The sequence below is a fragment of the Thermaurantiacus sp. genome, assembly GCF_053487655.1.
Genome location: NZ_JBRCLD010000037.1, coordinates 1 through 11062, shown reverse-complemented (window position 1 = coordinate 11062; position 11062 = coordinate 1). Strand labels below are relative to the sequence as shown.

Here is an 11062-nt window from a genome sequence, read left to right as displayed (position 1 = left end):
TGCAGGGCGGCACCTTCACCATCTCCAACGGCGGCGTCTTCGGCTCGCTCCTCTCCACCCCCATTCTCAATCCGCCGCAATCGGGCGTGCTCGGCCTCCACCGCATCGAGGAGCGGCCAGTCGCGCGCGGTGGCCAGGTCGTCATCCGGCCGATGATGTATCTCGCCCTTTCCTATGACCATCGCCTGATCGACGGGCGCGAAGCCGTCACCTTCCTTGTCCGCGTGAAGGAGGCGATCGAAGACCCAGCCCGCCTCCTCGTCGACCTCTAGGGAGAAGCCATGGCCGATTATGACATGCTGGTCATTGGCGGCGGGCCGGGAGGCTATGTCGCTGCTATTCGCGCTGCCCAGCTCGGATTGAAAGTGGCCTGTGCGGAAAAGCGCGCATCCCTCGGTGGCACGTGCCTCAATGTCGGCTGCATCCCTTCCAAAGCGCTCCTCCACGCCTCCGAACTCTATGCCGCAGCCGCAACCGGCGAACTCACCAAGTTCGGCATTAGTTTCAAAGGGGTCGAGCTCGATCTTGAGACTATGCTCAAGGAAAAAGCAAAGGCCGTCAAGGAGCTGACGAGCGGGATCGAATTTCTGTTCCGCAAGAACAAGGTGACTTGGCTCAAGGGCGCTGCCGCTTTCGAGGGCCCCAACAGCGTGGCCGTCGGCGAAAACCTCGTGACGGCTAAGAACATTGTCATTGCAACGGGTTCTGAGCCTTTCTTCCCGCCTGGTCTTGTCCCCGATGGCGAGGTGGTCGTCACCTCAACCGAAGCGCTCGACTTCACTGCCGTGCCTCGCCACCTCGTCGTCGTCGGCGGAGGCTATATCGGGCTTGAGATGGGCTCGGTCTGGAAGCGGCTCGGCGCGCAAGTGACGGTCATCGAATATATGCCGTCGATCGTGCCGGCCATGGACTCGGACATCGCCGGCGAATTCGCGAAGATCCTCGGCAAGCAGGGCCTCGCGTTGCGGACGGGCATGAAGGTCACCGCCATCGCCCGCGACGGCGCCGAGGCGAAGGTCAGCATCGAGCCTGCCACTGGCGGCCCGGCCGAAACCCTCGTGGCGGACCGCGTGCTGCTCGCCGTCGGCCGCCGCCCCAACACGGATGGCCTTGCACTTGCGAAGGCCGGAGTGACGCCCAATGCCCGCGGCCAGATCGAAGTGGACGGCCAGTTCCGCACTTCCGTTCCCCATATCCGCGCGATTGGCGATGTCACGCCGGGCCCCATGCTCGCCCACAAGGCGATGGACGAGGGCCATGCCGTTGCCGAATGGATTGCCGGTCACACCGGCCATGTGAACCCCACGGTCATCCCTGCCGTTGTCTACACCATGCCGGAAGCCGCGAGCGTCGGCCTGACCGAGGCGGAGGCACGCGCCGCCGGTCACGAGCTCCGGGTCGGGAAATTCCCCTTTCTTGCCAACAGCCGCGCCAAGACCAACCGCGACACCGCCGGCTTCGTGAAAATCATCGCCGACGCCGCGACAGACCGCGTGCTTGGAGTCCACATTCTTGGCACCATGGCTGGCACCATGATCGCACAAGCCGCCCAGGCGATGGAATTCGGCGCCAGTTCCGAAGACATCGCGCTCACTTGCCACGCCCACCCCACCCACAGCGAAGCCGTGAAGGAAGCCGCCATCGCCGTCAGGGGCCCGGCACTCCACATCTGACCCCGCGACGGGCTGCCGCAGCCGCGGGAAAAGGGGAGGGTGACAGGAGCGGGGCGCGCTGCCACCGCCGCTCGCCATGACCCACCCGCGCTACCCACACATCTTCACTCCCCTCGACCTCGGGTTCCTCAAACTCAAGAACCGGATCCTCATGGGCTCGATGCACACGGGGCTCGAGGAAGTGGAAGGCGGCTTCGCGCGCATGGCCGCCTATTTCGCCGAGCGGGCGCGTGGCGGGGTTGCAATGATCATCACTGGCGGCATTGGCCCCAACGAGGAGGCAACGGGCAGCGGCGCCAAGCTTTCCACGCCACAAGAGGCAGCCCAGCACCGCCTGGTCACCGAAGCGGTCCACGCCGCCGACCCGGAAGTGAAAATCTGCCTCCAGATCCTCCATGCCGGCCCGCTTGCTGCAACGCCTGCTTGCGTTGCCCCCTCGCCAGTCCGCTCGCGCATCGGCCGCTTCGTCCCCAACGAGCTCGACGAAGCCGGCATCGAAAAGCAGCTCGCCGATTTCGCCAATTGCGCGGCCATGGCAAAGCTCGCCGGCTATGACGGAGTCGAGATCATCGGCTCGGCCGGCTATCTGCTGTCCACCTTCCTGGTTGCGAAGACCAACCAGAGGACCGACCGCTGGGGCGGCAGCTTCGAGAACCGCATGCGCTTCCCCGTCGAAGTTGTCCGCCGGGTGCGCGCTGCTGTTGGCGACCGCTTCCTCCTCATCTTCCGCATCCCGGCCATGGACATGCTCGAAGGCGGCATGTCGGGCGAGGAGGTCATCACCCTTGCCCAGGAAGTCGAGAAGGCCGGCGCCAACATCATTTCGACCCACTTCACATGGCACGAGGCGCAGGTGCCAACGATTGCAACCATGGTCCCCCGCGCGGCCTTTGCCGAAGTGACGGGCCGCATCCGCCGCCATGTCGGCGTGCCCATGATCACCTCCAACCGGATCAACATGCCCGATGTTGCGGAAGCCGTGCTCGCCGCCGGCCACGCCGATCTCGTCTCCATGGCCCGGCCGATGCTCGCCGACCCGGACCTCGTCCTGAAGGCGCGCGACGGCCGCGAAGACGAGATCAACACTTGTATCGCCTGCAACCAGGCCTGCCTCGACCACACGTTCATGGGCAAGCTGACGAGCTGCCTCGTCAACCCGCGCGCCTGCCACGAAACCCTCCTCGTCTCGACGCCGGCCAAGCGCCAGCGCGACCTTGCCGTCGTCGGCGCTGGCCCGGCTGGCCTCGCCTTCGCAACCGAGGCGGCAGCACGTGGCCACAAGGTCACGCTCTATGAAGCCGCGGCCGAAATCGGCGGCCAGTTCAACCTCGCCAAGCGCATCCCCGGCAAGGAGGAATTCGCTGAGACCCTGCGCTACTTTCGCCGCCAGATCGAGCTTCTCGGCATCGATCTGCGCCTCAACACCCGCGCCACTGCCGACATGCTGGCCGAGGCCGGCCATGACGAAGTGTTCGTGGCAACGGGCATCACTCCGCGTATCCCCGACATCCCCGGCATCGATCACCCCAAGGTGATCGGCTACATCGATGCCATCCTCGGCCGGAAACCCATTGGCCGCAAGGTTGCCATCGTCGGGGCAGGCGGGATCGGCTTTGATGTCGCCGAGCTCATCACCCATTCCGGCCCGTCTGCCGCGCTCGACATCGCCACCTTCCAGAAGGAATGGGGCCTCGACTTCGTGAACCACCCGCGCGGCGGCGTCACCGGCCTTGTGCCACAAGTCGCACGGGCCGACCGCGAAGTCGTCATGCTGCAGCGCAAGGAAGGCGCACCCGGCCGCTCTCTTGGCAAGACGACCGGGTGGACCCACCGGCTCACGCTCACCCGTCGCGGGGTCAGGATGCTGGGCGGCGTCACCTACATCGCGATTGACGACGAAGGGCTCCACACGCTCGTCAATGGAGAGCCCACCCTGTTTGCCGTTGACACTGTCATCATCTGCGCTGGCCAGCTTCCTGAACGCCGCCTCTACGATGCGCTCATCGCCCGCGGCGTCCGCGCAACGCTCATCGGTGGCGCCCATGAGGCCGCCGAACTCGACGCGAAGCGCGCCATCCTTGAGGCCACGGAACGCGCGCTTGCTGCCTGAGCTTGGCTGCAAGGCCTCCGGCCGTCACGGTCCCGCTTGCAGCGTGCAGCCGGCGGCGCGACCTCCAGCTTACCGCCGGCTGCGGCTTGCCCGGCGCAACTCCTGGAGCAACACCGCAGCCGGAATCGGCGGCGCACCGGCCTCGGCTGCGCGCACCAGCTCCACCATCCGCTGATTGACAGGCGCCTCCCGCCCAAGCCGGCGGGCAAGCCGCACCACTTCGCCGTTCAGGTAATCGACTTCCGTGCGGCGGCCCTTCGCCAGATCATCTGCCATTGACGAGCGCGCGTGCGGATCGACGCGCGCCCTGCCGCCGCCTGCTTGCGCTGCAACATAGAAATAGAGCTTGTCGGGAAGGCTCATGATGGCTGGCATCAGCTCGATCGGCATTGGCAAGGGGTCAACGAGCCGGATCCCGGCCCGCCTGGTGAGCGCCATCGCTTCGCGCATCGCCATCGCCCAGGCCTGCCGGTAGCCGCGCTGGCGCAGCTGCTCCATGAGGCTCACACCAGAGACGGCATTGACGGCATTGTTGAGATTGACGAGAAGCTTGCCCCACTGAACGCCAAGCATGTTCGAACTCTGCTCGAGGGCGAGCCCGGCCGCCGCGAAGCAGGGAAGAAAGGGCGCGAGATCCGGATGCGCTTCGACCATGAGGCCGCCAACGCCAGTGCCGCGGTGATAGCGGCCGCGCTCGGCCTCGACCACGTTGAACGGCACCATCCCGGCAAGCACGGTGCGCCCGGGTAGCGCCTCGCGCAGCACCTCCACATTGGCAACGCCGTTCTGCAATGAGACCACAGGGGCGCGGGGTGGCGCGTGGGCAGCGATGGCAGCCGCCGCCTCGGCAGTCGCGTGGGACTTGACAGTAACCAGCACCAGGTCGGACTCGGCAAGGCCCTCGAGCGCCGTTGTCGCTTCGATCTCGCCTGGTGTGACAATGAGGTCGAAGCCGTCCATGTCCGACACGCGCAAGCCTTCGGCCGCACGCGCCACCAGCGGCGCCCGCCCGATCAGGGTGAGGCGGGCATGAGGTGCAAGGCGAAGCCCGACATAGGCTCCCACCAGCCCTGCGCCGAACACCGCAATCTTTGGCAGGCCACCGCCCATTGCCCGCATCCTCCCGCTTGCCTATCCCCATAGCGAAGGGAGACGCGCATGAAAGCCCTGGTGTGCACCACCCACGGAGACCCCGAGCTGCTCGAATGGCAGGAGCTGCCCGATCCGGCGCCAGGCAAGGGCGAACTATTGCTGCGCGTCGAAGCGGCTGGAGTCAACTTCCCGGAAACGCTCATCATCCGGAACCTCTACCAGTTCAAGCCGCCGCTCCCCTTTGTCCCCGGCGGCGAAGCAGCGGGCACCGTCGAGGCGGTGGGCGAAGGTGTCACCCGCTTTGCGCCTGGGGACCGCGTCATCGCCATGACTGGCACTGGCGCCTTTGCCGAAAAACTGCTCGCAGCCGAGCATCAGTGTGTGCCGGTCCCAGACGGTCTCGACATGGAGCTCGCGGCCGGGTTCACCATGACCTACGGCACTTCCCACCATGCGCTCAAACAGCGCGCCGCCCTCAAGGCTGGCGAGACTCTCCTGGTTTTGGGCGCAGCCGGTGGAGTCGGCCTTGCCGCGGTCGAGTTGGGCCGGCTGATGGGCGCGCGCGTCATCGCTGCTGCCTCCACAGAAGCAAAGCTGGAGCTGGCCCGTGCCCATGGCGCCGAGGCCGGCATCAACTACGAGACCGAGGACCTGAAGGAACGAGTGAAGGCGCTGACAGGAGGGAAGGGCGCCGATGTCATCTACGATCCCGTGGGTGACCGCTTCACCGAGCCGGCCTTCCGTGCGATTGCCTGGAACGGCCGCTACCTGGTCGTCGGATTTGCGGCCGGCGAAATCCCCAAGCTCCCGCTCAACCTCCCCCTCATCAAGGGAGCTGCAATCGTCGGTGTCTTCTGGGGCGCCTTCACCATGCACGAGCCACATGTCCACCGCGCCAACATGGCGGAGCTCGTCTGCTGGTTTGCCGAGGGCAAGCTCAGGCCCCATGTCGGCGCCCGCCTGCCGCTCGCCGAAGGGGGCAGGGCCATCCGCATGCTCATGGACCGCAAGGCCATGGGGAAGGTCATCCTCAAGGCGTGACCGAAATCCCCTCAGGCGGAGCAGCTGCATCCACACGCCGGCACCAAGCATCCAGCCGTGGCCGGCCCATGCGCAAGGCCTTCCCCTCGACCGTGCGGTCAAGGACATTGATCATCACGCGAACGGCAATGTCTGCACTCGACAGCCTTGGCCCGGCCAGCCAGTCCACCCCTTCGAGCCAACCCTCCAGCGCACCATAGAGGGCTTCAAGATCGGCCACCACCGTGGCCTCGCGTTTGCGTCCCAGCCCCTGCATGCGGGCCACGTTCGCAATCGCGCCGGGGATCGCCCGGGCAAGCAGCCCGCGCACCACGCCCTTCTCGTGCGCCAGAAGATCATCGAGGAACCATTGCCGGTTCTGCGGCCAGGGCCGCATGGTGAGATCATAGAAATAGAGGCTCTCATCCGCCCAGTCCTCGAAGATGGCCGCAAGCGCGGCGTCGCGGGGATTGTCGGGTGCAAGCCGAGGCTCGGGAAAAGTCTGGTCAAGGTAGCGCAAGATGTCGGTCGAATCGGCAATGGCGCGCCCGTCGTGCACGAGCACAGGAAACTTGCCCGTGGGCGAGACTGCCCGGTGGGCGTTGCGCTTCGAGACCAGAACCTCGACCACCGCAAAGTCGAGCCCCTTCCACCTGAGCGCCCGCCGCACCTTGTCAGCAAAGGGCGAAATCTCAAACTGATAGAGGGTGATGCCGGTCATTGCTGCCACCTCGCTGCTGCCGCCTCGTCGCTCGCCTTTGCCTCGACCCACCCGCTTTTCCCGCGCTTCCAAAAAGGGGCAGACGTCTTGAGCCAGTCCATCAGGAAGGCGGCGGACTCGAATGCGGCTGCCCGGTGCGCTGCAGCCGTGCCGACGAGGACGATCCCCTCGCCAACTCCAAGGGGCCCGAAACGGTGGACGATAATTGCCCCCAAGAGCGGCCAGCGCGCCCGGGCTTCGCCCAGCCGTGCTGCAACCTGTCGCCTCGCCATGGCCGGATAATGGTCAAGGAACAGGGGCTCATCGCGCACCTGCCCGGTAAACAGGACGACTGCGCCCACGCCCGGCCCAAGCGCTGACAGTCGCGAATGTTCAGCCGCGACATCGAAGGCCTCGGCCGCGATCCGGACTTCAAACATCAGCCGCCTGTCACGGGCGGAAACAGCGCCACCTCGTCGCCGTCATTGACGGCCGCGTCCCAGCCGGCGAAGTCCTGGTTCACGGCCGCCCGCAGCCGCCCGAGGTCCGCAAGCGCCCGGGCATGGCCTGCGCTGCGTCCCTTCAGCTGCTCAGCAAGCGCTGCAAGTGTCGTTGTGCCAGAAAGCGGCACCTCCTCGGCTTCCACGCCGATCGCTTCGCGCACCCAGGCGAAATAGAGAAGGCGCACCATCAGTCGCACCGTCAGTCCATGTGCCGCAAACCCGTGCGAAGATAGTCCCAGCCCGTCACCAGCGTGAGCCCGGCTGCCAGGAACAGCGCTGCCAGCCCCACCTCGTGGACTGGAAGACCAGGCATGACACGTGCGCTGGCCTGGCCAAGGATCAGCGCTCCGAGTGCCACCATTTGCAGCGCCGTCTTCCACTTCGCCAGCCGCGACACCGGTACCGAGACATGCAGCCCCGCAAGGAACTCGCGCAAGCCCGAAACGGCAATTTCGCGCAGGATGATGATGAGCGCTGGCAGCATGGTCCAGCCCTTGATGGCATCGTTGTGGATGAGCATCACAATGACGCTCACCACCATGATCTTGTCGGCAATCGGGTCGAGGAAGATCCCGAGTTTTGAGACCGTCCCTTGCGCCCGGGCCAGGTAACCATCGACATAGTCGGTGATTCCGGCAACGCAGAAGAGTGCAAAAGCAAGGAGATAGGTTATCCAGTTGCCTTGCCACATAAGAAGCACGAAGAGCGGCACGGCGAGAATCCGCGAAAGCGTAAGCAGATTGGGGAGGCTGGACAGCACGCGCACCTTCTAGGCAATCGCCTGCAAGGTCACAACAGCAGGACGAGAGCATGAAGGTCAGCGAAGCCGTCAGCAGTCGCAAATCGATCCGGGGCTTCCGCGACACCCCGGTTGATCCCGCCGTCATCCGGCGCGTGGTGGAGGCAGCCGCGCGTGCGCCTTCAGGCGGCAATCTTCAGCCCTGGCACATCGATGTCGTCGCTGGCGCGCCGCTTGCCGAGCTGAAGGCGATTATGGCGCGGCGGGTTATGGACGCGCCCACTGGCGAGCCAACCGAATATGACATCTACCCGAAGACTCTGCCTTCGCCCTATCGGGACTATCGCTTCGAGGTCGGCGAGGCGCTCTATGGTGCGCTTGGCATCCCGCGTGAGGAAAAGGCGAAGCGGCTCATGTGGTTTGCTCGCAACTTCCAGTTCTTTGGCGCACCGCTTGCCCTCTTCTGTTCGGTTGATCGCTGCATGGGCCCGCCGCAATGGTCGGATCTTGGCATGTATCTCCAGACCGTCATGCTCCTGCTGCGCGAGGAGGGGCTGGACAGCTGCCCGCAGGAATGCTGGGCCATTTACCCAAGGACGATCGGCGAATTCCTCAACCTGCCGCCAGAGCGGATGCTCTTTTGTGGCATGGCGATCGGCTACCGGGACCCAGACGACCCCGCCAACAGCTTCCGCGCTGCCCGCGCTCCGCTCGAATCCTTCGCTCGCTTCCATGGCCTGTGAGGCTCTCTTGCGGCCCGCCGCGCCGCCAGGCCGCAATTGCCGCGGCTACGCCCAGGGCCTAGTTGACAGGCCGTGACGAACGCGACCCCGATTCCCTTCGCCCGCAAGCCCGAGTGGCTGCGCGTGCGCGCGCCCACTTCGCCTGCCTTTCGGGAGACGAAGACTCTCATGCGCCAGCTCAACCTCAACACCGTTTGCGAGGAAGCGGCCTGCCCCAACATCGGGGAGTGCTGGCAGAAGAAGCATGCGACCGTCATGATCCTTGGCGACACTTGCACAAGGGCTTGCGCCTTCTGCAATGTGAAGACGGGCATGCCCGGTCCGGTTGACCCGCTGGAGCCTGTCCATGTCGCTGAGGCCTGCGCTGCACTCGGCCTCTCCCATATTGTCGTCACGTCCGTTGATCGTGATGACCTGCCAGACGGCGGCGCCTCCCAGTTTGTGAAAGTGATCGAGGCCATTCGCGCCCGTGCGCCAGCGACCACGATCGAAATTCTCACGCCCGATTTCCGCAACAAGGCCGATGCCGCCGTCGAGGCCATCGTCGCGGCCCGGCCCGATGTCTACAACCACAATCTTGAGACCGTACCGCGGCTCTACCCCACCATCCGCCCCGGCGCCCGCTACTATCACTCGCTGCGGCTTCTTGAGCGGGTGAAGACCCTCGACTCCTCGCTTTTCACCAAGTCGGGGCTCATGGTCGGGCTTGGCGAGGAGCGGCTTGAAATCCACCAGGTGATGGACGACATGCGGGTTGCCGGAGTCGATTTCCTGACCATCGGCCAGTATCTCCAGCCCACCCCCCGGCATGCGCCGGTGGTTGAATTCGTGCCGCCCGAGACCTTCGCGCGCTACCGGATGGTTGCTGAGGCCAAGGGCTTCCTCCTCGTGTCTGCAAGCCCGCTCACACGCTCGAGCCACCATGCCGGCACTGATTTCGCGCGCTTGAAGGCGGCGCGTGCGGCCCGCCTTGCGAAGGTTCCAGCGCTTGCCTAGCCACCGGGAAGACCGCTTCCTTCCCTTTGCGCCAGGCCAGCTTTTCGACCTCGTCGCGGATGTCGGCGCCTATCCCGAGTTCCTGCCCTGGGTCGCTGCCACCCGCATCCGGGAGCGAAGCGAGACGCTTATGGTCGCCGACATGTCGGTCGGCTTCCGCGCCATCCGGGAAACCTTCACCAGCCGAGTAACGCTAGACCGGCCGCGCGCCATCCATGTCGACTATGTGAGTGGGCCATTGAAGCACCTGTCCAACGACTGGATGTTCGAGCCCGAAGGGCAGGGCACCCGGGTGCGCTTCGCGGTCGATTTCAGCTTCCGCTCGCGCTTGTTCGAGCGGCTTGCCGGCGCCGTCTTCCACGAGGCCTTCCGCCATATGGTCGCCGCCTTCGAGGCCCGCGCCCGGAAGCTTTACGGCTCCGCGCTCACGGGAGCAGCAGCCGCAGCGCAATGAGCACGGCCTGGCGGCGAATCTCGTCGCGGCCAAGATCGCCCATCTCATGGACGTCGGCGAGATGGGCATGGTCGGCAACGCCACCCCCGGCATTGCGCAGGGCGCGGGCAAAGACAACGGTTCCAACCGGCTTCTTGGCGGTCCCCCCTCCAGGCCCTGCAATTCCTGAAATCGAGACCGCGACATCGGCCTTGCTGTGCTCAATGGCCCCCGAGGCCATCGCCCAGGCCGTTGCCTCCGAGACGGCGCCAAGGGTTGCCAGGATCTCCTCAGAGACGCCGAGCAGCTCCATCTTGGCCTCGTTCGAATAGGTAACAAAGCCGCGATCAAACACGTCGGAAGATCCGGGAATGGCGGTGATCGCAGCTGCGACCAGCCCGCCAGTGCAGCTTTCCGCAACGGCGAGCTTCCGCCCGGCTGCGCGATTTTCGTCCACCACCCGCTGGGCGAGCGCGCGCATTTCCTCGTCAATCATGGCGCAGCTGCCAGAAGCACGGTTGCCACCGCCTGGGCTGCAATCCCCTCGCGCCGCCCGGCAAAGCCGAGGCCCTCGGTGGTGGTCGCCTTTACCGACACCATCGGCTGGTGATCGCCGAGAATTTCCCCAATCCGCTTAACCATCGCGTCGCGGTGCGGTCCAACCTTCGGCGCTTCGGCAATGACGGTGACGTCGACATGGGCAATCCGCCCGCCGCGCGCAGAAACACGCGCTGCAGCATGGGCAAGGAACCGGTCGGAAGACGCCCCCTTCCATTGCGGATCCGAAGGAGGAAAGTGGCGGCCGATGTCGCCTTCGCCGATCGCACCCAAGACGGCGTCGGTCAGCGCGTGCAGCCCGACATCGGCATCCGAATGGCCGATGAGGCCCTTGTCATGCGGAACCTTCACACCGCACAGCCACAGGTGGTCACCCGGGCCAAACCGGTGGACATCATAGCCAAGCCCGGTCACAGCAACCCGGCCAACCAGCGCCTCGGCAAAGGCAAAATCGGCCGCCTGCGTCACCTTCATGGCGCGCTCGTCCCCATGGAC

At 65.5% G+C, this 11062-nt stretch carries 14 protein-coding genes; 7 read left to right on the top strand and 7 right to left on the bottom strand.

All coding sequences use genetic code 11. The annotated features are described in order from the left end of the window. From ACWIQA_RS03905 to ACWIQA_RS03895, 3 genes are all read left to right on the top strand, one after another. A partial coding sequence (locus ACWIQA_RS03905; protein WP_448581757.1) for a 2-oxo acid dehydrogenase subunit E2 occupies positions 1-272 on the top strand: 272 nt, incomplete at its 5' end. Positions 273-281: 9 nt separating this feature from the next. Then, positions 282-1673: a dihydrolipoyl dehydrogenase gene (lpdA, locus tag ACWIQA_RS03900; RefSeq protein WP_448581756.1), complete on the top strand. Its 1392-nt coding sequence runs from the start codon at positions 282-284 to the stop codon at positions 1671-1673. A 76-nt stretch (positions 1674-1749) separates the two neighbouring features. Further along, positions 1750-3783, top strand: coding sequence for an oxidoreductase (locus ACWIQA_RS03895; protein ID WP_448581755.1), 2034 nt, complete (start codon positions 1750-1752; stop codon positions 3781-3783). A gap of 69 nt (positions 3784-3852) precedes the next feature. On the opposite strand, the gene ACWIQA_RS03890 is transcribed toward ACWIQA_RS03895, so the two are convergent. Continuing rightward, positions 3853-4893, bottom strand: coding sequence for a 2-dehydropantoate 2-reductase (locus tag ACWIQA_RS03890; RefSeq protein WP_448581754.1), 1041 nt, complete (start codon positions 4891-4893; stop codon positions 3853-3855). 48 nt (positions 4894-4941) lie between these two features. Here ACWIQA_RS03890 and ACWIQA_RS03885 point away from each other — a divergent pair, with 48 nt between their 5' ends. Continuing rightward, positions 4942-5916 (top strand): NADPH:quinone oxidoreductase family protein, encoded by a 975-nt coding sequence (locus ACWIQA_RS03885; RefSeq protein WP_448581753.1) that lies wholly within the window; start codon positions 4942-4944, stop codon positions 5914-5916. Here ACWIQA_RS03885 and ACWIQA_RS03880 read toward each other — a convergent pair. The 4 genes from ACWIQA_RS03880 to pgsA are packed head-to-tail and all read right to left on the bottom strand — an operon-like array spanning position 5906 to position 7855. After that, entirely contained in the window at positions 5906-6616 is a 711-nt protein-coding gene (locus tag ACWIQA_RS03880; protein WP_448581752.1) for a glutathione S-transferase family protein, read from the bottom strand. The genes ACWIQA_RS03885 and ACWIQA_RS03880 overlap by 11 nt on opposite strands. Then, entirely contained in the window at positions 6613-7035 is a 423-nt protein-coding gene (locus tag ACWIQA_RS03875) for a molybdenum cofactor biosynthesis protein MoaE (RefSeq protein ID WP_448581751.1), read from the bottom strand. The genes ACWIQA_RS03880 and ACWIQA_RS03875 overlap by 4 nt, the downstream gene beginning before the upstream one ends. After that, complete coding sequence (moaD, locus tag ACWIQA_RS03870) at positions 7035-7286, bottom strand: molybdopterin converting factor subunit 1 (protein ID WP_448581750.1); 252 nt, start codon at positions 7284-7286, stop codon at positions 7035-7037. The genes ACWIQA_RS03875 and moaD overlap by 1 nt, the downstream gene beginning before the upstream one ends. 11 nt (positions 7287-7297) lie before the next feature. Beyond that, positions 7298-7855: a CDP-diacylglycerol--glycerol-3-phosphate 3-phosphatidyltransferase gene (gene pgsA, locus ACWIQA_RS03865; protein ID WP_448581758.1), complete on the bottom strand. Its 558-nt coding sequence runs from the start codon at positions 7853-7855 to the stop codon at positions 7298-7300. Positions 7856-7908: 53 nt separating this feature from the next. On the opposite strand from pgsA, the gene ACWIQA_RS03860 reads away from it, so the two are divergent. From ACWIQA_RS03860 to ACWIQA_RS03850, 3 genes are all read left to right on the top strand, one after another. Next, a complete protein-coding gene (locus tag ACWIQA_RS03860) occupies positions 7909-8580 on the top strand; it encodes a nitroreductase (RefSeq protein ID WP_448581749.1) in 672 nt (223 codons plus the stop codon). Positions 8581-8652: 72 nt separating this feature from the next. Further along, on the top strand, positions 8653-9576 hold the full coding sequence (gene lipA / locus ACWIQA_RS03855) for a lipoyl synthase (protein ID WP_448581748.1): 924 nt from the start codon (positions 8653-8655) through the stop codon (positions 9574-9576). Then, entirely contained in the window at positions 9569-10030 is a 462-nt protein-coding gene (locus ACWIQA_RS03850) for a type II toxin-antitoxin system RatA family toxin (RefSeq protein WP_448581747.1), read from the top strand. The genes lipA and ACWIQA_RS03850 overlap by 8 nt, the downstream gene beginning before the upstream one ends. On the opposite strand, the gene ACWIQA_RS03845 is transcribed toward ACWIQA_RS03850, so the two are convergent. Beyond that, positions 10002-10505, bottom strand: a complete 504-nt coding sequence (locus ACWIQA_RS03845) for a CinA family protein (protein ID WP_448581746.1) — start codon at positions 10503-10505, stop codon at positions 10002-10004. The two genes, ACWIQA_RS03850 and ACWIQA_RS03845, sit on opposite strands and share 29 nt — an antisense overlap. Further along, the coding region (gene ispF, locus ACWIQA_RS03840) for a 2-C-methyl-D-erythritol 2,4-cyclodiphosphate synthase (protein WP_448581745.1) at positions 10502-11062 on the bottom strand (561 nt) is incomplete at its 5' end. The genes ACWIQA_RS03845 and ispF, both read right to left, overlap by 4 nt.